The sequence below is a fragment of the Paenibacillus tianjinensis genome, from assembly GCF_017086365.1.
GTDB lineage: Bacteria > Bacillota > Bacilli > Paenibacillales > Paenibacillaceae > Paenibacillus_AQ > Paenibacillus_AQ tianjinensis.
Genome location: NZ_CP070969.1, coordinates 5,846,794 through 5,870,507 on the forward strand (window position 1 = coordinate 5,846,794; position 23,714 = coordinate 5,870,507).

Genomic DNA, 23,714 nt, shown 5'->3' on the forward strand with positions numbered 1-23,714 from the left:
CCAGCGGTTGATTAACGTTCCTATCTTAGCCTTGTTTCGCAGCTGCGGGATAAGCCGCAGGAGTCGGCAGATTCTCTTCAACTTCCCGTCCGTGGAGCCGCACACTCATCACCAGGCCGATGCTGGCCATGTTGATCAGGAGCGAGGTCCCCCCAAAGCTGACGAACGGCAGCGTAATCCCGGTGAGCGGCATAAGTCCGATAAACGCACCAATGTTCTCAAAAATCTGATACAGAATCATCGCCACGATACCGACAATCAGGAACGGGCCGCCGCGGTCTTTGCTTTCCAGGGCGATTAGAATCATCCGATGAATCAGGATAAAATACAGCAGCAGCAGCAGCGCAGAGCCGACAAACCCGAATTCCTCAGCAATCTGCACAAAGATCGAGTCGGAATACGTATAAGGCACCCGGTCCGTTTGCACGGAGCTGCCTTCCATATAGCCTTCTCCGCTCATGCCACCTGAGGCAATCGCCAGCTTGGCGTTTTTGGTATGGTAGCTGGCCTTAGCGGTGGCTTCCTCCGGAACCAGCCAAGGGTCGAACCGTTCCACCCAGTGGGAGCGCCCGATATCTGTAAGAAAGGTCTTGATCTGATCATGATAGTGAATATAGCTCATAATTCCGGCAGTCGCCGTACTGGCTATAATCACCAGACCAATCAGCGCATGCGAAAACTTAATATTCCCGATCCACAGCAGACCTACCAGAATTACGATATAGGAGAGCGCATTACCAAGGTCATTTTGACTGATTACGATCAGAAAAGGCAGTAGGGTAAGCAAACCCAGCGGCACGACATCCTTCCAGAAGAGCAGCCTGTTCTTGTTCTTGCGGACCAGCACAGCCGCCAGAAACAGGATGAGAATCAGCTTAAACAGTTCCGCCGGCTGAAGGCTGAATCCGCCGAACTTCAACCAGCCCTGGGCGCCGTTCTGGGTTTTACCGATAAAGCTGACCAGGACCAGTATCCCGATCCCGGTAATATAGATATATAGCGCATATTTGACGATCAGCCGGTAATCGATGAAGGTCAGTCCGAGAAAGGCAACCATGCCGAGGATATAGAACTTAATCATCTTAATGTGCATGCCGTTCAGGCCTTCTCGTCCATGGGTCACACTGTATATGGAGAAAATGCTGATGACCATCAACAGTAACAGGACAATTACGATAGCACCGTCAATCTTTTTAATCTTCTGAAGCATATTCTGTCTCCTTACTCAGTACTGGAGCTTCCAGTTCACGCTTAGGGTAGAAGTCCCGTCATTTCTATTGTAAAGGAAGGGGCAGCAAAAATACAATTTCACCGCAGTCTGTTCGTCTAACACTGCGGAGGACCGTACCGGGACCTGCTAACGGGCGATGCCCAGCACATGGCGGGGAATTCCCGCGAGATCGTCGATTGTGACGATCTCGTTCCAGTGGCCCGCCGCGCGCAGCAGCGCGGCCACCTGCCCGGCCTGGCCCTGGCCGAGCTCAAAGCCGACCAGGCGCGGGGCTGCCGGCAGCAGCGGCAGCTGCTCCATCATGCGGCGGTACGGGTCCAGCCCGTCATCGCCGCCGTCCAGCGCCGTGCGCGGCTCATGGTCGCGCACCTCGCGCTGCAGCCCGGCGATGTCGCCGCCGGGAATATACGGCGGGTTGGAGACGAGAATATCCGTCTCCATCCCCGCGAACGGCTCGAGCAGGTCGCCGAGCCGCAGGTCCACCGCCGCGCCGTGCCGCTGCGCGTTGCGGCCGGCCACGGCCAGCGCGCCGGGCGAGATGTCGCCGGCGCAGACCCGCCACGCCGGCGCTTCCGCCGCCAGCGTGACGGAGATCGCACCGCTGCCGGCGCCGATATCGACGGCGGTCAGCGGTCTTGCGCCGCGCGTGTCACCTGCGGCGGCGGGAACAAGCCCGTCCGGCCACAGCTCTGCGCCGTACTTCAGAATGGCCTCGACGAGCAGCTCCGTCTCCGGCCGCGGAATCAGCACGTCCGGCGTCACTTCGAACGCCCGGCCGTAAAACTCCTGCTCGCCGATGATATACTGCACCGGCTCGCCGGCCGCCCGGCGGTTCACTCCGGCCTCCCAGGCCGCCTTTAGCGCAGCGGGAAAAGGATCCGCCAGCGCCATATAATAGGCGGCACCGGACAAGCCCAGCACATGCTCCAGCAGGAGCTGGCTGCTACGCTGCGGCTCATTGCACCCGCTTTTGTCCAAAAAAGAAGAAGCCTCCGCAAAGGCTTCCCGGATGCTTTGCAATTCCGACATGACATAGAAGTCGTGTTTCAAAGCATTATTCTCCTTTTTCCATCAATTCCGCTTGTTCCGCAATCGAAAGCGCCGAAATAATATCGGTGATCTCCCCGTTCATTACCTGCTCCAGACGGTGCAGGGTAAGGCCGATACGGTGATCCGTTACCCGGCTCTGCGGGAAGTTATAGGTGCGGATCCGCTCACTGCGGTCGCCTGTGCCGACTTTGCTCTTGCGTTCGCCGGCATATTTCGCTTCCTCTTCCTGACGCTTGAGGTCGGAGATACGGGCACGCAGTACCTGCAGCGCCTTCTCTTTGTTGGAGTTCTGCGATTTGCCGTCCTGACAAGTGGCTACAATCCCTGTAGGTACATGCGTTACACGGACTGCAGATTTGGTTGTATTAACTGACTGACCGCCCGCTCCGCTGGAACAGAAGGTATCTACACGGATGTCTTTATCGTGAATTTCGATCTCGAATTCTTCCGCTTCGGGCATAACCGCCACGGTTGAAGTAGAGGTATGAATCCGTCCGCCGGATTCGGTGGCCGGAATACGCTGAACACGGTGTGCGCCGCTCTCGTATTTCATCTTGCTGTACGCACCGCGGCCGTTAATAAGGAAGATAACTTCCTTGAATCCGCCCAGGTCATTCGTATTCACATCCATCAGCTCGACGCGCCAGCCTTGGGCATCGGCATAACGGGTGTACATCCGGTACAGGTCAGAGGCAAACAAAGCCGCTTCATCTCCGCCGGCCGCGCCGCGGATTTCGACGATTACGTTCTTGTCGTCATTCGGGTCTTTCGGCAGCAGCAGGATGCGGATTTTCTCCTCCAGCTCCACCTGGCGTGAGGAAAGGTCGTCAATTTCCATTTTGACCATTTCCTTCATTTCATCATCAAGCTTCTCGGCCTGCATCATCTTGGCTGCCTCAAGCTCTTCCATTACATTTTTATATTCAGCATAGGCCTCAAAGGCAGGCTGCAGATCAGATTGTTCTTTGGAATAGTCCCTCAGTTTCTTACTGTCGTTTGCAACATCCGGGTCACAAAGCAGTTCACTGAGTTTCTCATAGCGGTCCGCCAATGATTGCAATCGGTCCAACAACAAGGGAATTCACCTCTCCTGGTTCAATATATTCGATAAAATACTTAAAATTATGGATTACAATAACAATAGATATACGACTTTATATTATATCACCGATTCTGCTTATTGGCTACAGGGCATAGTCCATAGACAGCAAATCTTTTGATAAAAAGGTTCTTAACCCCCTGAACGTACAGCCCTGTACTCTAGTATGCAGTACCTTTAGCGATGATATTCCATTCAGCCTGTAAAAAAGAAGCCATTCCGGAGCGGAAATCCGCCACGAAATGGCCTCTCTATCTTCAAGCGTTAAAGCTTGGTCTATACGTTGAACCGGAAATGCATAACATCGCCGTCCTGAACCAGATACTCCTTGCCTTCCAGACGGAGCTGTCCGCGTTCCTTAGCACCGTTCATGGAACCGGCAGCCAAAAGGTCCGCATAAGCCACAACTTCCGCACGGATAAAGCCGCGTTCGAAGTCGGAGTGGATCACACCGGCAGCGCCCGGCGCCTTGGTTCCCTTGCGGATTGTCCAGGCACGCACTTCCTGCACACCTGCAGTGAAGTAAGTGTACAGGCCAAGAAGCTTGTAAGCCGCTTTGATCAGGCGGTTCAGACCGGATTCCTGCAGTCCCAGCTCTTCCAGGAACATCTCTTTATCTTCGCCTTCAAGTTCAGCGATCTCCGCCTCAACCTTAGCGCTGATCGGCACCACTTCCGCATTCTCGGCAGCTGCGAACTCGCGTACCTGCTTAACATACGGATTCTCTTCGGCAGTTGCCACTTCATCCTCGCCCACGTTAGCCGCATACAGTACCGGCTTCAGGGTCAGCAGGTGCAGGTCACGCACGATCAGGCGCTCGTCATCAGACAGCTCTATGCTGCGCGCAGGCTGGTCTTGATAGAGAGCTTCCTTGACGCGCTCCAGAACTTCAACTTCCTGGGCGTATTTCTTGTCGCCGCCCTTGATATTTTTGCGGGAACGCTCAATGCGCTTCTCCACGCTCTCCAGGTCAGCCAGAATGAGCTCCAGATTGATCGTCTGGATGTCGCTGATCGGATTTACTTTACCGTCTACATGCGTTACGTTCTCGTCCACAAAGCAGCGTACGACGTGAACAATCGCATCAACCTCACGGATATGAGCCAGGAACTTGTTGCCCAGGCCTTCGCCTTTGCTCGCGCCGCGCACGAGTCCGGCAATATCAACAAATTCAAAGGCGGTTGGAACCGTCTTGTTCGGCTGCACCAGCTCGGTCAGCTTATCGAGACGTTCGTCCGGCACTTCCACGACACCGACGTTCGGGTCAATGGTGCAGAAGGGATAGTTTGCGGATTCCGCTCCCGCTTGGGTAATTGCATTAAATAATGTGGATTTACCCACGTTTGGCAGTCCAACGATACCAGCTTTCAAAGCCATTTATATGACAACTCCTATTTTCGGTTGTATTGATCCACCGCATAATTACCGACTTGATCTAAACCATTATATATTAGAACAAAACCTCCAGCAACAGCGGATGTCCCGATGGTGTGCCAATTAAAAGGCGGCCGCAGGCCGCGGGCTAATTCGAGTCAGCCAGCTCCAGCGCCTTTTGAACCGCTTCGTCTTTAGGCCAGCCTTTATTCTTCGCAGCGTTAGCCGTAATTCCGGCTCTGCCTTGTATTAGCCAAAAAGACCCCCGAAGGAGTCTTATATGCCATTAGTGCGGCGGTCATTCTACAGTTTTTTGGACATGGTGATGTCGGTGATCTGGAAGCCCATTTTTTGATACAGCTTAAAGGCCCGGTCATTGTCCCCAAAGACATGCAGGCCAATCCGCGTCACATTCATTTTGCGGGCTTCTTCATCCAGGGCGGTCAGCGCCATAGATCCGTATCCATTCCGTTGATAGGGCTCAAAGATATAGAAGTCATAGATGAAGGCTTCTTTGCCCTGGCGTCCTTCAATCACGTTGAACCAGATGTATCCGGCCTGGGCATCGCTCTCTGTCTCTACAATGGAATATAGATAGGCACCTTCTGTGTAGAGGCCGTGAGGCAGGTAACGGGTCATTTCTTCCTGTGACTGCTTCATTGCCGTCTCTTTTTCCCATGCACCGATTCTTATTTTATCCTCCGCATAGTCACGGGTAGATTGTTGTAAAAAAAACTGAAATGTCGGTTCGTCCATTTGGACCAGTTTAATCATTCGCTTTGCCCTCTTACTTCCTTAAAATGTCGTCTTGCTTCTACCGCCGGATCAGCCGCTGGCTGCCGCGCAAAGCCGCCAAATCCGGTACGCCGATGCCGAACATTGCCGTCCGCAGCTCCAGCTCTACCTGGGCGAGCGCCCGGTCCAGCGCCTCCTCGGAATCTACAGCCGGTCCCAGCAGGTTCCGGCCGAAGCCGGCGAGATCCGCACCGAGCGCCAGTGCCTTGGCGGCATCCACGCCGTGCTTCAGCCCGCCGCTGCCAATCAGCGCACCGTGCGGGGACACGGCCCGTACCTCCCGGATGCATTCAGCAGTTGGGATGCCCCAGTCGGCGAAGGCCTCCGCCGCCGCCCGCCGCACCGGATCGGTGTTGCGGAACTTCTCGACCTGGCTCCAGGAGGTGCCGCCTGCACCGGCAACATCGATAAAGGCCGCACCGGCATTATACAGCCGGAGCGCCGTGTCGCCGTCAATCCCCCAGCCGACTTCCTTCACACCGACCGGGATTTCCAGCGCCCGGCATACCTTCTCGATCTGTGCCAGCAAGGAGGCAAAACCGGTATTGCCTTCGGGCTGAAAAATCTCCTGCAGCCCGTTCAGGTGCAGCACCAGCCAGTCCGCACCCGCGATGTCCACGGCTCTCCGGCATTCCTCCGCGCCGAAGCCGTAGGATAGCTGCACGGCGCCGATATTCGCGATGACCGGAATTCCCGCAGCTTTGTCTCGTACATGGAAGGTCTCCGCCAGCTCCGCACGCTCTACCGCAGCCCGGACCGAGCCGACACCAAGCGCCCAGCCGCGGCGGCCCGCTGCGTTGGCCAGCCGGGCATTAATCGCTCCGGTCGCCTTGCTGCCGCCAGTCATCGAGCTGATCAGCAGCGGCGTCTGCAGCTCACGCCCCAGGAAAACGGTTCGCAGTGAAATGTCCTCATAGTTCAGCTCCGGCAGTGCATTATGACGGAACCGGTACTGCTCGAATCCGGTGGTAATGCCGCTGCCGCCCACTTCCTCATTCAGGCAGAGGCGCACATGCTCAAGCTTGCGCTCCCCCGTGCCGGAGGCAGGCAGCAGCGGCGCAGACTGCGTATTGTCTTTGTCTGCAGCCTGCGGCATTGCGCTGTGACTCAAGCCGCTAAATTCCTGTTTGCCCGGCGGCATCTGATTCATGCTCGTTCCTCCTGTTCCACACTCTCTATATACACGCGAAGGCCCCCGGCAGCCTTCCCTTTGGCCTCATCTTCACAAGCATTGCTTCATTATAGCATATCACCGCACGTCATTTTACCAGCCTTGCACCAGACCTGAATTATAGACTCCTTGCAATGGTTTCGCCAACGAGCCTGCCTGAAAGTGATACAACCGGCGTACCTCCGCCGGGATGTGTTGTTCCACCAACATACCACAGTCCTTTGACATCCTTCGAACGGTTTCCCGGCCGGAAAAATGTCTGCCGCACGGAATTGGAGGAGATACCGTAAATCGCTCCGCGGTGAGCTAAGGTATCATCTGCGATATCCTGCGGCGTGTAATGCTGCAGCACTTCTGCCTGACCTATGCCGGAAATTCCATGTGCATCCAGCATCGCCAGTACCTTATTTCCGTAAACTGCAGTTTCATCCTTCCAGTCACAGGCACCGCTTAAATAGGGGGCATTAGCCAGAATGAACAGATTACTAGCGCCTTCCGGGGCCATATCCGGCTCTGAATAACCCGAGTAGCATACGTAGACTGCGGGCTGGGCCGGAGGGCGCCTGCGGCTAAAGATATCCTTGAATTCCGGCTCATATTGTTCGGGAAAAAATACCGTATGATGCAGCAAAGCCTCATACTTACGCTGCACACCTGCCAGAGTGACTAGGCCAGACAGCGATGGCTCATAGGAAGCTATTTTATGGTCACTCATTCCCGGGCGGCTGTGCCGGGGCAGCAGCATCCGGTTGATGCTGAGCACATCCCCGCCGGCAATTACGGTCTTAGCAGGATAGAAACCGCTGACTGTCTCTACACCTTCCACCTCGCCGTTCTTCACGGAGATTTCTGTAACCTCTGTCCCGGTTACCACCTGAACGCCCAGCTTCTCAGCCAGGGAAACCAGCCCCTCCACCAGCTTATACGTTCCGCCGTGAACTCCGTAGACTCCTTCCTGGCTCTCCAGATGTGCCAGCATGGCAAAAATCGCCGGTGATTGAAAGGGCGATGAGCCGACATAGGTAGCATAACGGCCCAGCATGGCCAGGGTGTGAGGATGGCTAAAGTACCGGCCCAGCAGGGAATGCAGTGAAAGAAAGGGACGTACACGAACGAGACCGCGCATAAGGGCGGGAGATAATTTGTCCTTCCAGGAGAGCAGCAGTCTGCCCAGAAACTGCTGTTCACTGAGACGGTACAACGCGGCAGCTTCGCTCATAAACTCCGGATAACGGGCAGCATCGGCGGGGCTGTAAGCTGCAATCTGTTCCTGCATAAACCCGGCATTCTTCGAGAAATCCACCACGGTGCCGTCGGCGAAAACATTACGTGTCCGCGGCTCCAGCTCATAGAGCTGGACGTAGTCTTCCATCGTTTCGCCGGCCAGCTCATACAAGGAACGAAAAACATGCGGCATCGTTATCGTACTCGGTCCCCTGTCGAAGGTATAACCTTGCTGCGTTATACGCTGCAGCTTGCCTCCGGGTTGGGGCTGGCGTTCCAGCACGGTCACTTTCCAGCCTTTTGCAGCCAGTGTCACCGCACAGGATAAGCTGCCGAATCCGGCACCAATAATGACTGCCTCCGGTTTCATCGGTATTTCCTCCCTTTCCATTCATAGCCCCGGCCGGAATAGCTGCCGCGCCAGGAGCTTACTGCGATTGCGCTCAGACTTAAGATGCTCGCCGGAATCAAGAAACAGAACCAGAGGGGCTGTCTGCCTGCGGAATCGCTGGTTCTTTTGACAGCTATGCCCACCGCACAGGCGCAAATAGACCATAAAAGACCCTGCCCCTGTCCAGTCAGGCCAAAGTAACCGGCTGCCGCATAAGGCATTACATATAGCAGCATATAGAGCAGCAATATGCCCAGCAGCAGCGAGGGTCTGCGGCCCAGGCCGGCATAGATGTTCTTACGGTAACCACTCCACACCTCCGCTGCATTATGGTACATCCGCATTTCAGCATGTTCCGTAATGTCAGCCAGCAGCACCGGTTCACCCGCATGCTTAACCGCCCGGGCCAGAGCCATATCATCCACAAGCTCGCCCCGGATGGCTGCATGCCCCCCGCAGCGGGCATAGCTGTCCCTGTGGATCAGCATAAAGCCGCCATGGGCGGCAACAAAGCGGGGATCCTGCGATCCCCGGACGAGCATAACCGGCAGATGGCAGATTACCGTGAAGCCCATTAGCGGAACAACCAGCCGCTCCAGCCAGGAGCCGGTAATCTGCAAGGGGAAGCCGGTAATCAGACCGCTCCCCTGCTGTTCTGCTGCAGCAAGGTCTGCTTGCAGGGCTCCCGGACGCAGCCGGACATCGGCATCCAGGAACAGCAGCCATTCTCCGCAGGCAGCTTCCGCCAGCTGCGCGCAGGCATGGGACTTGCCGAGCCAGCCTGCCGGCAGCTCACGGCCCGGCAGCACACGGACGCGGCCCTGTCCGGCTGCAGCGGCAATCGCTCCCGTACCGTCACTGGAGCGGTCGTCCAGCACAAGGATTTCCGCCCGCCAGCCATCCGGGGGATCACAATCCAGCACGGAGGAGAGGCAGGCCGCAATCCCCTCTGCCTCATCACGGGCGGGGACCAGTACAGATACCGTTCGGACCGGCATATCAGCCATAGGCAGCATTTTTGTAGGAGTGTTGCCCTTCAGCCGGCTTCCCAGCTTCGGAAGCTGCGCAGCATTCCATACTGCAAACAGCAGCTGTAACAGCAGGATAAAGGTGATCCCTTGCAGGAGGCTTATCATCGTCCAGTCCTTCCTTTCAGGGCATCCAGCCACTCATTCGTAGATCTTCCGGTTCTCATCAGCGGCCTGAAGCTCTCCGGCATGTATCCCTTATGGTTAAGAATCTGGCTGCTGTGGACCTCAAGCTGTGCTCCAAGCGCTGCCTCAAGTTCCCGGGAAATACTGCGCCGGTCCATATCCCCCCAGGGAAGCAGAAGCGGTGCCCCGGCCAGAAGAGTTGCCTCCGGTCTGGTATGGCGGAACAGGCCGTGGTATAACGTAACCGGCACAACGGCTGTCTGCGGACACAGGCGCAGCACCAGCGCAGCCCCTTCCTTCAGAACCAGCGGGCGGTGTCCGAGCGGCAGAATCTCCCCTTCGGGGTAGATCCAGACGCTGCCGCCTTCACGCAGCAGCCTTGCCGTATACCGGAGAGAGGCACTGACATCCCCGGTGCTGCTGCGGTTAATGGAGTACGCTCCGAGCTTGCGGAAGAAGGCGTATTTACGCAGCTGCTCCTCTTCCATCATGAAATAATGCCGGGTTCCGCTCAGCCGTCCGGCAGCATGGTAAGCCAGGAGTCCGTCCCACCACGAGCTGTGATTCATCAGGTAGAGCACAGGCCGGCCGGCGGCAGCTGGCGGCTGCAGCTCCCCCGAGAGTCCAATGAAATGAAAATGCCGGCGGAGCAAATACAGTGAATTGTAACGGTAAAACCATCGGTTAAAGCTTCCGGATTTGGCGGCTTCCAGCATAACGCAGGCCCCCTTCCGCCAGAACGGCCCCAAGTACGGCTATACCCGTGCAGAGCACCAATCCTTCACGCAGTCCTATAAGCCCGAACATTATCAGAATCGCCTGATATAAGCGGGTCCCTCTGCGGGCTGCCCGAAAGGACAGCTGTACATTGGGCAGGAACAGTGACAACAGTCCTCCAACCACAAACCAGCCGGCAAAATTGCTCCATGGAACACTATATAATCCGCCGCCATCCTCCCAGTGCCAGAAATTCCTGGCGTGAGCGACGGGATCAAGTACCAGATCCAGCAGCACGCTCCAGAAGCCGGTCTGAACTGCCCTTATGCCCCGTAATCGGAGCCCGGTTTGGCCAAAGTCATAACTTAACAGCACAGCATTGCACACTACAGCTATCCAGGCAAAACCCAGCGTGACCGGCACGCCGTAGACAAGCGGTCCAAGGGCAGAGGAATATTCATAATTGCCAAACAGACGCCCGGAGTGAACCCCAAACCATTCCACAGCCATTCCGCCGGTCCAGATCAGAACAGCCGGGAGCCAGAGCCGGCGGTAGCTTTTATCAGCTGAAAAAATGACTGACCGGTCGGACATAAAGGGGCGCATATAACCCCCGGCCATCAAATCCACGGCATAAACCGCATATAGAATCAGAAACAGACCACTGGAAAACTCCAGGCTCTTGGGAATACTGAACAGGATCAGCAGCAATGCGCCAATGGCATACCATATCCAAAATAGGGTCCTGATCATCAGTACACCATGGCATACCGCGCAGCCGTGCGCCGGAACATTAGCACCTTCGCCTCGTCGCTGACGTATGCCCGCTTGTGGAACACATCATAATTTTCAGCAGCCACTGCATCGAGTATTGCGGCATAAAAAGCGGCAGCCAGCTCTACAGCCATTCCGCTCTGGGGAGGATACGTCCAGACATTATCCAGACCCCGCTTAAAATAAGTCAATGCATCTCTTTTCAATTCCTGAAGTACAGCAATAAACCGTTCATTAACTTCGCCCTGAGCCAGCTCTTCCTCGCTGTAACCGTTTCTCTGCAGCACTTCAAGGGGGAGATACCTGCGTCCGCGCCTTAAATCCTCGCCTACATCACGTATAATGTTCACAAGCTGCATGCCCATTCCAAGTGATATCCCCGCAGCCCGTGCTTCTTCATTATCGTCATCCCGCAGTACAGGAAGCAGCATCTCTCCAACGGTCCCCGCTACAAGATAACAATAAGATTCCAGCTGCTCCATCGTCTCATAATGCGTAAAGGTGAGATCCCTCAGCTGACCTTCCATTTGCAGCAAAAACGGCTCTTGGCTCAATTGGGGAAAGCTGCTGAACAGCCAGCGCAAGGCCGGCCAGATGAAATGCCCCTCGGCCTGCTCCAGCTTCAAGAACATGCTGCGGAGCTCATGAATGGTATACGGTGAATTCTCCGGCTCATCCACACTGTCATCAATGATCCGGCAAAACGCATAAATAACATGCACCGCTTCGCGGCGCGGGCTGGGCAGACCGTCAAACGCTTTATGGAAGGAAGAAGATCCTCTTCTCATCAGTTCCCCGCATTGCAGCAAAATCGTTTCATTCATGGATACTCATCTCCTTCATCATCTCATGTACAGCCAGCCTTGCCCCCTGCATTACAATCGGCACTCCGCCTCCGGGATGTACGGAAGCGCCGGCCGCGTATAATCCTTGTATCGGATAGGGCTTCGGCTGTGGCCGGAAGACGCCCGATTGCCCCAGCACAGGCGCGATCCCGAAGCTGCCTCCGCCGAACAGCCCTTCCTCCAGTGCGTCAGCGGGGGTACGGAGCTTATGCCACGTGATACTCCCGCGAAGCCCCGGAAATCCGCGGGCTTCCGCATCCGCCAGCACCCTGTCGGCCAGCGGTCCGGCCAGGTTCGCCCAATCCAGGTCCGGGGCTGCCGGAACAGGGATAAGAAAATATAATACGCTCTCGCCGGGAGGAGCCGCGTGTTCATCGAGTACCGCCGGATTAAATACATAATAAGAAGGGCTATGGGAAATCTTCCCGTGATCAAACAATTCACGCAGATTGTCATTCAGGCTCTCCGGCAGGAAAAACTGGTGCACCTGTGAATCAGGCCATCTTTTGGCCGCTCCCGCATAGATCAGCAGACAGCCCGAGGAAGGCTTGAATTTGCTGTTCCCCGATCTCCCGTGTCCTTCTGAAGCACCCCCCAGCAGCTCTTCCAGATGCGGGAAATCTCCGTTATACAGCACAGCATCGTAAGGAATCGCTTCACCCTGAATAACAACGCCGCGGCAGCGTCCGCCGCTTACAGTCAACGCCTCAACCTCGGTATCTGTATGAATCTCTACGCTCCGCCTTACCAGCTCACGTTCTATAATCTGCGGCAGACGGCCGTATCCGCCCTTCAGCATCCAGATGCCGAAGGCATGCTCGGCGTAAGGCAGCATCGTGTAGATCCCAGGTGTGCGGAAAGGGGCGCCGCCGATGTATAAGCTTTGCAGCGAAAAGGCATCCTTCAGCTCTTCACTCTTGAAATATTGTCCTACTGCCGACCGCAGGCTCTTATAGGCGCGCAGCCGTGCCATCAGCGACAGGTTGCCCGGACTGAAGAAATCGCGTTTACGCTGGAAGCCCCGTTCCAGAAAAGAAGCCTTGCCCCGCGGATACAGCCTCGACATATCCTTCATGAAGCGGATAAACCCCGCGCCTTCTCCCGGATAATTACGGTCAATCTCTGCAGCCTGCTCCTGAACATCGGCATACTTAGTCAGGACACGCCCGCTCTTAAAGTGAATCCGGCAGAGCGGATCACAGTGCAGCAGTTCCAGGCTCCCAGCCGGCAGCCCGCCTTCCTCCAGAATGCCCAGCAGCATCTCGGGAAGCAGTACGATCGTAGGCCCCTGGTCGATCCGGTAAGGCCCCTTCTCTTCGAAGGCAACCCGCCCGCCCACCTGCGGGGCACGCTCATACAGTACAACCTCCTGCCCCTGACGGCTAAGCAGTAATGCGGCCGTCAGCCCGCCGATGCCGCCGCCGACAATGGCCACCCGGCTCACAGTGCAGCTCCCGTGCCGGCAACGCCTGTCTGGACTACGGCTTTACTGCGGGCTGCGCGGTCATGCTCCTGCAGCAGGCGAGCACTGATCTTAGCCGACTCGAAGATCGTTGGCAGCCCGCTGCCCGGATGGGTACCGCCGCCGACCAGCCAAATGCCGCGGACCTCCTGGAAGGTATTATGCGGGCGCAGATACATCATCTGCCCGAGGTTATGGGCCAGATTAAAGGTGGCCCCGTTATATACACCCAGTTTGTTCTGCCAGTCGAGCGGCGAGAAGAACTGGCTCTCCTCCACTCTGGAGGACAATCCCCTAAGCTGAGGAATACGTTCCAGTCGTTCCATCATCTCTTCCTCAACGATGGCGCTCTCCTGGTTCCAGTCAATCCCGGCCTGAAGATTGGGGACCGGCATCAGCACGTATAGCGAGGATTTTCCTGCAGGAGCCAAGGTAGGATCTATAACCGAAGGGTTATGCACATAAATCGAAGGATCCTCCGACAACGTGCCAAGCCGTGTTATTTCATCTACATTTCTCCGGTAATCCTCTGCGAAATGAACGGAATGATGTCCAAGATCCACAGCACCGTCTACCCCCAGATACAGCATCGCCGTCGAGCAGGAGTAACGCTTGCGCTCCAGCTTGGCAGGTGTGTATCTCTTGAGTACACCCGGCTCAAACAGCCGGGTCATTGCCGAACCGAAGTCTGCTCCGATGACGATATAATCTGCGTCCACTCTCTCTCCATTCTCCAGCAGCAGCCCCGCTGCATGGCCGTTCTTGACCAAGATGCGCTCTACTCCGCAGGAAGTATGGATACGGCCCCCATGCTCCTTAGTGACCTCCCCCATAGCCTGAAGCACCCGGTTAATTCCGCCAATCGGATGATAAAGGCCGTAGCGGTGCTCCAGATAAGACAATATGGTAAAGGTTCCGGGGCATTCCCATGGCGACATGCCGAGGTATTTGGCCTGGAAGGTAAAGGCATAGCGCAGCCGCTCATCATCAAAATACCGGGATAAACGGTTATACACCGTATCCGTGGCATGAAGCTTAGGGAGCGCGTGCAGCACATCTTTTTTTACATAATCTCGGTGGGATTGAAAGGGACGCTGCAGCAGCGGCATCACTCTGCCGAACTTATCATCTTCATCAGCCATAAACCGGCGGTAGCCTGCCCCATTCCCCGGGAACAGCCGCTCAATCTCCTCCGCAGTCTGGTCCTGGTTCGTCGAGGGGCGGAATACGGTATCTCCGAAATGCAGGGAGTAGAGCGGATCCAGCTCTTGCAGAGATACATAGCAATGCAGGGAGCGCCCTGCTGAAGCGAACAGCTCCTCCAGCAGATGCGGCATCATCAGAAAGGTGGCCCCGCGGTCAAAGCGGTATTCCCCCAGCCGAAGTTCTCCCGACCTTCCGCCAACGACCTCCTGCTTCTCATAAACCTCTACCTCGTAGCCCTCGGCAGCCAGAAGCATAGCTGCGGCAAGACCTCCGGGGCCTGCACCGACTACAGCAACCTTTGCGGCGCTTTTTCCAATCATCTGCTCCACTCCCTCTTCTCTGCATCTATACGATTTCTATACAATAAGGACATCCCTTACAAACCTTATACAAAAACTATACATTTCTTATACAGATATCATACATACTTTATGGGTCTGTGTAAATAACGTAAAAAAAGAACCCTCCGACATCACCTGAAAGTGATACCTTAGGATTCTCTCTTCTGCCCGGTTCAGGGCCTGCTCTTTATTCCTGTAAACAGATAATCAAACCGGTCCTGCCAGCGCTCTGCAGGCTCATTTATAATAGCAACGGCTTCCGTAGAGGAGAACTCAGCCCCCTCAAAACCGTTGCCTCCCAGAATAAACCGCACCCCCGGGCAGGCTACGCTCAAACGTTTAATGAGACCCTCGCAGTAGGGAAGCAGGTCCTTGCAAGTAAGCGACAGGCAAATCGCCCCGATCCGGTTCTGATTTTCCAGCATCGCCATGACCCCTTCTTCCGGCGTATTCGCCCCCAGATAAATGACCTCGGCTCCGTTCTTCCGCAGGAAAAGCGAGAACAGCAGCAGTCCTACCTGATGATGCTCCCCCTCCGGGCAAAAAGCCAGCACCTTCGGTAAATGGGCATGGACGGGAAACACATGGAAGAATTGATAAAAGCGGTTTGAGACCATGTGGGTCATATAATGCTCCTGGGCTACTGTTGCCGTACCCTCTTCCCAGGCATCACCCACCTTGACCAGTACGGGTACGAGCACCTGATGAAACATCGCCTCATACCCGTACATCGAGAAGCCAAAGTCGATTAGCGCATTCGCCCGTTCTCCCTGGAATTCGAGCAGAGCCGTGTAAATCTGCTGCTTCATCTTCTCAAAAGCTTCCTGGGGCGTTCCGCCCGCTCCTGCATGCAGATCCTCTATAGGCTTTTCTTTGCGGGCTCTCAGCAGCCGGACTGCATGCGAAATGCTGATGCCCTGCTTCTCGGTCTGCTCCTTCAGCCAGCGAAGATCTTCGATGTTCTCCTGGCTATACAGCCTGTAGCCGGATTCGGTCCGTTCAGGAGTAACTGCCTGATATCTGTTTTCCCAGGCCCTCAGCGTGACAGACGGAATATCCAGCATTTCGACGACCTGTTTGATAGAGTACACGTAGCATCCCACTCTCTTTCCCTATACCCGCTGCATGGTTTTGAATCTTTAAACCTTATACAAATTATCTACACCCATTATACATATGCATAAGTATTATGTCATTAAAGGTTATAGGCTATCCCAACATAAGAGAGACAGGAATAACCTTATACTCATTCAGCAACACTATAGAATCAGATATTTGCCATCTGTCTGCTTCACTTCTCCCTCCAGAGCGGTAATAGGTTGTTACAAAGCCGGAGCATACCCAGGAGGATCGCCCTATGAATTCAAGCAAACAACCCAGCCCGCAGGAACGGCTGTATCAATCCAGCAACTCCATGACCGGTTCATCCCTTGACTCCCAAAAACGGAAATTCCCGCGGCGGCGTCTATGGCTGGCTGCCGCTGTCCTGCTCATACTGTGGCTGGTCGCCGTCATGATCTATCAGACCCATAAACCGCTGCCGCCAGGTATCTCCTATGAGAGCCCTGTATATCATGCTGACAACGTCAGCTTCTTACACGATCTGACCTATCAGGCGGGTAGCGGGGACGAGGAGTGGGAGGAGGAAATATTACCGAGGATACTGCAAATTGTCGATGAGTCCCGGCAATTTCTGGTGATCGATCTGTTCCTGTTCAATGACTACACTCATAAAGACCAGCAGTACCCCGCAGTCAGCCGGAAGCTTGCTGATAAGCTTATCGCTCACAAAGCCGCTTATCCTGCCATGGATATCGTCTTCATAACCGATGAGGTTAACACCAATTACGGCTCCGCCTCCAATCATCTGCTGGATGAGCTGAAATCGGCAGGCATCAAGGTAGTGATAACCGATGTAGATGCACTCCGCGATTCGACGCCTGCCTACTCCGCCGTATGGCGCACCTTCATCCAGTGGTTCGGCCAGTCCGGAAACGGCTGGATTCCGAATCTAATGGCCAGCGAAGGGCCGGATATTACAGCCCGTTCTTATTTAAAGCTGCTCAATGTAAAAGCCAATCACCGCAAAGTTGTGGTCAGTGAGAATACCGCACTCATCTCCTCCGGCAACGTGCATGATGCCAGTGCCTATCATTCCAATATAGCGCTGGAGGTACAAGGCCCGGTTATTGCCGACATCCTGCGGTCTGAGCAGGCTGCGGCCGACCTCTCGGATGCCGGCCCGCTGCTGGGCAAGACGCCTGAATTCACGCAGACGGCTGAAGCTGCCGGCGGTCCGCTGGAGGTGCGTTATTTAACGGAGGGCAAAGTATATAAGTATGCACTTGAAGGGATCCGCGGGGCGGAGCAGGGCGATATGATCTGGATGGGTATGTTCTATCTTGCCGATGATGCCATAATCAACGCCCTGCTGGAGGCATCAGAGCGCGGCGCGGAGGTACGCCTCCTGCTGGACCCGAATCAGAATGCCTTCGGCCGGGACAAGATTGGGATCCCGAACCGTCCAGTCGCCATGGACCTGAACCGGCGTTCAGACGGAAAAATCGGTATCCGCTGGTACAATACCGGCAAAGAGCAGTATCATACCAAGCTGATGTTTATCGACAAGGCCTCAGGCAAATCAGTTGTCCTTGGTGGTTCAACCAATTTCACAGCCCGCAACCTTGACGATTACAATCTGGAGAATGATCTCTGGGTGGCTGTCCCGCACGATCAGCCGCTATACACGGAGATATCCGGCTATTTCAACCGGCTGTGGACTAACGAAGGCGCAGAATACAGTCTGCCGCTGGAGGAATATCAGAGCGATGTGACTTGGCTGAAATATGTCATCTTCCGGATACAGGTAAGCCTGGGATTCACCACATTTTAAAACAGCAAAGAACCGCCGGAAGCTCCATAGCTTCCGGCGGTTTTCTCGTCTTACAGCAGCGGTGACATCAGCCGTGCCGCTGATTCCAGCAGCCGCTCGAGCAGCCTTTTGTTCATGAAGGTCTCATGCACAATCAGGCGTGTCGACAGCAGATCGCGCTCAAAATCAGCTACAATACGTGACACGCTCTCCGTCTGCAGCAGCAGAGCGTTTACTTCAAAATTAAGATGGAAGCTGCGCATATCCATATTCGCCGTGCCGATGGTGGCGATCTCCCCGTCTGTAATCAGCAGCTTCGAGTGGATAAAGCCCTTCTCGTATTCGTAAATCTTCACGCCTGATTCCAGCAGCGCCGGAAAATAGGAATGCGAAGCCAGAAACGGCAGCCATTTATCCGGTTTGGCCGGAAACAGAAGACGCACATCCAGGCCGGACATCGCGGCAACCCGCAGTGCGGTCAGGATATCCTCATCCGGGATAAAGTAGGGGCTGGCAATCCATACCGATTTTTCCGCAGAAGTAATCATGGAGAAAAAGATGTTCTTGAGTGCCCGGCGCTCATTGTCCGGTCCGCTGGCAATAATCTGTACTGCCCCGTCCCCGTTTGTAAAACGCAGCTGCGGGGAGAGATAATCCTGCTCCAGTATTTTCTCCCCGGTCGTATGCATCCAGTCCTGCAGGAAAATAATCTGCATCGTCCGCACGGCCTCACCGCGGAGCAGCATATGCGTATCGCGCCAGAACCCGTACGTCTTGCTGCGGCTGAGATATTCGTCCCCAACGTTAAGTCCGCCCATAAAGCCGACATCCCCGTCTATGACTACAATCTTGCGGTGATTACGGTAATTCACCCGGCTGGAGAAAAAGGAAGTAGAATTGCCGTAAGCCGCCACCTGTACCCCTGCATCGGTCAATTCCTTGAGGAAGGCTTTGGAAAGCTGAATGCTGCCAACGGCGTCATACATAAATCTGACCGTGACGCCTGCCCGTGCCTTTTCAATCAGAATCTGCTGAATGCGTGTTCCGATGTGGTCAGCCCGAAAAATATAATATTCCATATGAATATGATGCTGTGCCTGCCGCAGCTCCAGCAGCAAGGTGCCGAATGTCTCTTCGCCGTTGGTCAGAATCCGCGTTTCCGAACTGAAGGATATCGGTGTCCGGGCCAGCCTTTGCGACAGACCCAGCAGCTTTTGGCGGGAAGGTTCAAAAATAGACCAGTCCTGATGCGTACGCAGTGCATCGTTCTCAATCCGCTCGTAAGCCATCAGATCGCGCTGGGCCTTCTTATCATATTTGCGCCGCTTGAACACGTTTTGTCCAAAGAGGAAATAAAAGACAAGCCCGAGTACCGGAATCAGCGCAAGCAGCAGAATCCAGGCCATGGTTGTGGAGGGATTGCGGTTTTCCATGAAAATGCCAAGACCGATGGAGATGACGGTCAGCGTGGAGAAAATACTGATGATTGTCCCGGCTGTACTTCCGAAAATGCCGAAACCAAAATAATAAAATGCCAGTAATGCAGCAATAATGACTATAGCCTGCAGTCCTCTTCTCATGGGTAACCTACCTTCTCTTTCTACCTTCGATCACTAAAATGTCACATTTATATATTACCTGAAGAATACGTTTCTTCCTACTGTAAACCACTGCAAAAATGAAATTACAACAATACTGTAACCTCTGCTGCAACGGGATTTGTATTGTTCCGAAATATATACTATAATCACTTTGACCTTGCAGTCAATAATAGAACCAACAAGTCAGAAAGGAGTCTAACTGTTTCGTGGCTGATAAAAATGCAAATAAAAAAGAGCAGATTATCAAGACAGCAATGCAGCTATTCGCTGTGAAAGGTTCGTCCTCCACGTCCATGCAGGAGATTGCCGAGCTTTGCGGAATATCGAAGGGCAGTCTATACCTGGTGTTCAAGTCCAAGGAAGAGCTGGAGCGCAGCATTTATATATATTGCTTCCGCATGATCCGTGATCCGTTGCAGCGTGAGGAGCAGCAGAGCCGCAGTACCCCAAAGGAAAAGCTGCGCAACCAGGTTGAAATCCTGCTCACCCATGTATACGAGCTGCGTGAATTTTTGCAGCGTCAATTCCAGGAAATCGCCGGAAAGGGCGGAACGGAGGTCCCGGAATGGATCCGCAAGTCCAATGCTCCCCTGCTGCTCTGGTTCCAGAACAAGCTGGAGATTCTCTATGGCCGGGAGATTCTCCCGTACACCGGAGACTTATTCCTGTTCGCAGACGGAATGATTCACGCCTTCATCCGGCTTATCTTCAATCAGGAGTCTACGGTTGCCATTGCCCGGCTGGCCGATCATCTGGTAGACCTGCTCGACATCGTCGCAGCCGGCCTGCTCACCGGCCATAAGGAGCCGCTGATTCCCTCCGCCATTCTGGAGAATTGGATGAACGTGCAGGAGGACAGCCAGCGCAGAAATCCGCTGCAGCTAATCAAAGAGATGAAGGCGCTGCTCACGAGTATTCCGGCAGCAGAGCAGCAGAGTGTAGAAGACGGCCTGGAATCACTGGCTGTTCTGGAGAGTGAATTTCTCATGCCGAATCCCCGCAAAGTTATCATCCGCGGGATGCTGGCCAACCTTCAGGAACATCCTGTCCTACACGGGGAGCTGGCCGCCCTGCAAAAATTGATATCGCCTTATATGCCGAATTCATGCGGGTTTCACTAATCCTCGCGCAAATGGAAGTGGAAGCAGAGAGAGAAGTAACGGATAGGCAGGCAGCACAACATTAATTTAGGGTTTTCCATCAGGAAAGTCCGAGAGGAGCAGAATCATACTTATGAAAAGCTTGATTAATTTTTCTCTAAGAAACAAATTCGCGATTTGGCTTCTGACGATCATTATCGTGTTCGCGGGTCTTTACAGCGGACTTACCATGAAGCAGGAGACACTGCCAAATATCAGCATCCCTTACCTTAGCGTGACTACAATTTATCCTGGTGCAGCGCCTGAAGGTGTCGTAAATGACGTCAGCAAACCGCTGGAACAAAAGCTGCGCAATGTAGACGGCGTCAAAATGATCACCTCCTCCTCACTCGAGAATGCTTCCAGCATTCAAATCGAGTTTGATTACGGCACGAATCTGGACAATGCTACAGCAGCGGTACGCGAGGCTCTTAATGACGTAACACTGCCGGACGAGGCCCAGAAGCCGACCATCTCCCGGTTCAGTCTCAGCTCACTTCCGGTCATCTCGCTAAGTTTGACGGATAACGGCTCGGCTGATTTGGAGGAGATGACACGCATTGCCGAGAACGACATCCGTCCTGCCCTTGAAGATATTGAAGGCGTAGCTTCCGTATCCATCGCCGGGCAATATGTGAAGGAAGTCTCCCTTAAGTTTGATCAGGCCAAGCTGAAACAATACGGCCTGACTGAAGATACGATCAAGGGTATTGTGCAGGCCTCCTCCCTCCGGGTGCCGCTCGGCTTGTTCGAAATGGAAAAATCCCAGAAGGCCGTTGTAGTGGATGGCAATATCACCACCGTAGATGATCTTAAGAACCTGGCAATTCCACTGGTGCCATCAGCCGGCGGTACAGCTCCCGGAACGGGTGCAGCCGGAGCAGCAGGTGCTGCAGATGCAGCCGGTGCCGGTGCAGCTGGTGCCGGTCCGGCCGGCGCCGCAGCTGCTGCAGGACTGCCGACTGTGAAGCTGGGAGAACTTGCAGCCATTGAAGTTACAGGCAAATCAGAATCGATCTCCCGTACAAACGGCAAAGAGTCGATCGGAATTCAGATTGTAAAGGCCAATGACGCCAATACTGTTGAAGTTGTAAATGGCGTTAAGGACAAAACCGAAGAATTGAAGCAGCAATATAAGGATCTGGAACTGACGGTTCTGCTCGATCAAGGCAAGCCGATTGAGGATTCCGTGAACACCATGCTGTCCAAGGCCGCCTTCGGTGCCTTGTTCGCAGTGCTCATCATCCTGCTGTTCCTGCGTAACATCCGTTCAACCATTATTTCCATCATCTCCATCCCGTTGTCGCTGCTCATCGCCGTTTTGTGCCTGCGCCAGATGGATATTACCCTTAACATGATGACCCTCGGGGCCATGACCGTCGCCATCGGCCGCGTCGTCGATGACTCCATCGTGGTTATCGAGAACATTTACCGGCGTATGACACTGTCGGGAGAGAAGCTGCGCGGCAGAGAACTGATCAGCGCAGCTACGCGTGAAATGTTCGTACCGATTATGTCCTCCACCATTGTTACAATCGCCGTGTTCCTGCCGCTCGCCTTCGTCAGCGGTATGGTAGGCGAGCTGTTCCTGCCGTTCGCACTGACCATGGTCTTCTCGCTCATCGCATCACTGGTCGTAGCCATTACCCTGGTGCCTGCACTGGCACACTCGCTATTCCGTAATGGCCTGAAGAAGGGCAAGAAGAATCATGTGGAGAAGCCGGGCAAAATGGCTGTAGGCTACCAGAAGATCCTGAACTGGTGTCTTTCCCACAAACTGATTACGTTTGGGGTTGCTGTTCTTTTACTGGTGGGCAGCCTGTTCCTGATCAAACCGATCGGCGTGAGCTTTATGCCATCCCAGGAAGATAAGAGTGTAATTATGACCTTCTCGCCAAAAGCCGGACAGACGGCTGAGGATGTGCAGCAGCAAGGCCTGAAGGCAGAAAAATTCATTCTGGCCCAAGAGCATGTAGTGAACATGCAGTATTCCATCGGGGGCAGCGGGTTCATGGGAATGGGCTCGAACAACTCCGGCCTTTTCTATATCACCTATGACAGCGATACGCCTGATTTCGAAACCGTCAAGGAAAAGCTGATTGAAAATCTGACGAAGGAAGTGCCGGATGGCGTGTGGGGCGATATGTCCGGCATGGCGGGCGGCGGGCTTGGCGGCAATACGCTGACTGTGAACATTTTTGGCGATACATTGGATCAGCTGAAGCCGGTAGCCGATGAGATTGCGGGCATCGTGAATGCCGACACCAAAAACTTCAAGGATGGAGAGACCAGCCTCTCCGAATCGTATGAGCAATACACCGTTGTTGCCGATCAGGCGAAGCTTAGCTCGCTTGGTCTGACCGCAGGACAAATTGCCATGAAGCTGAGTCCGGTCAATACCCGTCCGGTACTGACAGAGGTGGCTGTTGACGGCAAGAACTACAATGTTTACATTGAAGCCGATACTACTAAATACAGCAGTATTCAGGAAATGGAAGCTGCCACACTGACCTCTCCCCTCGGATTTACGGTGCCGGTCAGCCAGGTGGCCACCATTGAAAAAGGCACATCGCCCGATACCATTACCCGCATAGACGGCAAGATGAGCGTTGATGTAACAGCGGATATTATCGCCAGCGATGTAAACAGCGCTTCGAACAGCGTGAAGGAGAAGGTTGAAGCACTGGATCTGCCGGATGGAGTAACGGTTTCCTTCGGCGGTGTGACTGAGCAGATCAATGAAACCTTCGGCCAGCTCGGAATCGCCATGGCAGCCGCAATTGCCATTGTATACTTCGTGCTTGTCGTGACATTCGGCGGCGGTCTCGCACCGTTCGCGATCCTGTTCTCCCTGCCGTTCACCGTAATCGGAGCCCTTGTTGCTCTGCTCCTGGCCGGAGAAACGCTGAACGTCTCTGCACTGATGGGCGCACTGATGCTGATCGGTATCGTCGTCACCAACGCGATCGTTCTGATCGACCGGGTTATTCACAAGGAAAAAGAAGGCCTGTCTACCCGCCAAGCGCTGCTTGAGGCCGGCGGTACCCGCCTTCGTCCGATTCTGATGACCGCACTCGCGACCATCGGGGCTCTGCTTCCGCTGGTAACCGGGCTGGAGAACAGCGCCGGGATTATCTCCAAGGGTCTGGGCGTGACCGTTATCGGCGGTCTGGTCAGCTCCACCCTGCTGACACTTGTTGTGGTGCCGGTGGTCTATGAATTCCTGATGAAATTCCGCAGCAAGCGGGTTGAGGAATAGCATTTAGAA

The 23,714-nt window shown here is 54.6% G+C and carries 18 protein-coding genes; 3 read left to right on the plus strand and 15 right to left on the minus strand.

Translation table 11 applies throughout. From position 1 onward, the window contains the following. Positions 1-25 precede the first annotated feature (25 nt). The 14 genes from JRJ22_RS27180 to JRJ22_RS27245 all read right to left on the minus strand — a co-directional run bounded on the left by JRJ22_RS27180 (position 26) and on the right by JRJ22_RS27245 (position 15,925). Complete coding sequence (locus tag JRJ22_RS27180) at positions 26-1,210, minus strand: FtsW/RodA/SpoVE family cell cycle protein (protein ID WP_206102305.1); 1,185 nt, start codon at positions 1,208-1,210, stop codon at positions 26-28. A 147-nt stretch (positions 1,211-1,357) separates the two neighbouring features. Beyond that, a complete protein-coding gene (gene prmC / locus JRJ22_RS27185) occupies positions 1,358-2,281 on the minus strand; it encodes a peptide chain release factor N(5)-glutamine methyltransferase (RefSeq protein WP_232380969.1) in 924 nt (307 codons plus the stop codon). A 4-nt stretch (positions 2,282-2,285) separates the two neighbouring features. Next, on the minus strand, positions 2,286-3,353 hold the full coding sequence (gene prfA, locus JRJ22_RS27190; RefSeq protein WP_054942672.1) for a peptide chain release factor 1: 1,068 nt from the start codon (positions 3,351-3,353) through the stop codon (positions 2,286-2,288). Between the two features lie 303 nt (positions 3,354-3,656). Further along, complete coding sequence (ychF, locus tag JRJ22_RS27195; protein WP_206102306.1) at positions 3,657-4,757, minus strand: redox-regulated ATPase YchF; 1,101 nt, start codon at positions 4,755-4,757, stop codon at positions 3,657-3,659. Between the two features lie 300 nt (positions 4,758-5,057). Beyond that, the gene (locus JRJ22_RS27200; protein WP_232380970.1) at positions 5,058-5,528 is read right to left on the minus strand and encodes a GNAT family N-acetyltransferase; all 471 of its coding nucleotides are present in this window, start codon (positions 5,526-5,528) and stop codon (positions 5,058-5,060) included. Between the two features lie 40 nt (positions 5,529-5,568). Beyond that, on the minus strand, positions 5,569-6,645 hold the full coding sequence (gene fni / locus JRJ22_RS27205) for a type 2 isopentenyl-diphosphate Delta-isomerase (RefSeq protein ID WP_206105328.1): 1,077 nt from the start codon (positions 6,643-6,645) through the stop codon (positions 5,569-5,571). Positions 6,646-6,838: 193 nt separating this feature from the next. After that, entirely contained in the window at positions 6,839-8,314 is a 1,476-nt protein-coding gene (locus JRJ22_RS27210) for a phytoene desaturase family protein (protein WP_206102307.1), read from the minus strand. Continuing rightward, complete coding sequence (locus tag JRJ22_RS27215; RefSeq protein WP_206102308.1) at positions 8,311-9,471, minus strand: glycosyltransferase family 2 protein; 1,161 nt, start codon at positions 9,469-9,471, stop codon at positions 8,311-8,313. The genes JRJ22_RS27210 and JRJ22_RS27215 overlap by 4 nt, the downstream gene beginning before the upstream one ends. Then, complete coding sequence (locus JRJ22_RS27220) at positions 9,468-10,205, minus strand: lysophospholipid acyltransferase family protein (RefSeq protein WP_206102309.1); 738 nt, start codon at positions 10,203-10,205, stop codon at positions 9,468-9,470. Before JRJ22_RS27220 ends, JRJ22_RS27215 begins: the two co-directional genes overlap by 4 nt. Continuing rightward, the gene (locus tag JRJ22_RS27225; protein WP_206102310.1) at positions 10,174-10,959 is read right to left on the minus strand and encodes a carotenoid biosynthesis protein; all 786 of its coding nucleotides are present in this window, start codon (positions 10,957-10,959) and stop codon (positions 10,174-10,176) included. The genes JRJ22_RS27220 and JRJ22_RS27225 overlap by 32 nt, the downstream gene beginning before the upstream one ends. Then, positions 10,959-11,804: a phytoene/squalene synthase family protein gene (locus JRJ22_RS27230; protein WP_206102311.1), complete on the minus strand. Its 846-nt coding sequence runs from the start codon at positions 11,802-11,804 to the stop codon at positions 10,959-10,961. Before JRJ22_RS27230 ends, JRJ22_RS27225 begins: the two co-directional genes overlap by 1 nt. Beyond that, positions 11,797-13,269: a phytoene desaturase family protein gene (locus JRJ22_RS27235; protein ID WP_206102312.1), complete on the minus strand. Its 1,473-nt coding sequence runs from the start codon at positions 13,267-13,269 to the stop codon at positions 11,797-11,799. Before JRJ22_RS27235 ends, JRJ22_RS27230 begins: the two co-directional genes overlap by 8 nt. After that, positions 13,266-14,813: a phytoene desaturase family protein gene (locus JRJ22_RS27240; protein ID WP_206102313.1), complete on the minus strand. Its 1,548-nt coding sequence runs from the start codon at positions 14,811-14,813 to the stop codon at positions 13,266-13,268. The genes JRJ22_RS27235 and JRJ22_RS27240 overlap by 4 nt, the downstream gene beginning before the upstream one ends. Positions 14,814-15,007: 194 nt before the next feature. Further along, positions 15,008-15,925, minus strand: a complete 918-nt coding sequence (locus JRJ22_RS27245) for a MerR family transcriptional regulator (RefSeq protein ID WP_206102314.1) — start codon at positions 15,923-15,925, stop codon at positions 15,008-15,010. Between the two features lie 323 nt (positions 15,926-16,248). On the opposite strand from JRJ22_RS27245, the gene JRJ22_RS27250 reads away from it, so the two are divergent. Then, positions 16,249-17,727: a phospholipase D family protein gene (locus JRJ22_RS27250; protein ID WP_206105329.1), complete on the plus strand. Its 1,479-nt coding sequence runs from the start codon at positions 16,249-16,251 to the stop codon at positions 17,725-17,727. 50 nt (positions 17,728-17,777) lie between these two features. Here JRJ22_RS27250 and cls read toward each other — a convergent pair whose 3' ends face one another. Next, positions 17,778-19,286: a cardiolipin synthase gene (gene cls / locus JRJ22_RS27255; RefSeq protein ID WP_206102315.1), complete on the minus strand. Its 1,509-nt coding sequence runs from the start codon at positions 19,284-19,286 to the stop codon at positions 17,778-17,780. A gap of 227 nt (positions 19,287-19,513) precedes the next feature. On the opposite strand from cls, the gene JRJ22_RS27260 reads away from it, so the two are divergent. Both JRJ22_RS27260 and JRJ22_RS27265 read left to right on the plus strand, forming a co-directional pair. Then, a complete protein-coding gene (locus JRJ22_RS27260; protein ID WP_206102316.1) occupies positions 19,514-20,428 on the plus strand; it encodes a TetR/AcrR family transcriptional regulator in 915 nt (304 codons plus the stop codon). Positions 20,429-20,540: 112 nt separating this feature from the next. Next, positions 20,541-23,705 carry an efflux RND transporter permease subunit gene (locus JRJ22_RS27265; RefSeq protein WP_206102317.1) on the plus strand — a complete coding sequence of 1,055 codons (3,165 nt, stop codon included), beginning with the start codon at positions 20,541-20,543 and terminating at the stop codon, positions 23,703-23,705. The last annotated feature ends 9 nt before the right edge of the window (positions 23,706-23,714 follow it).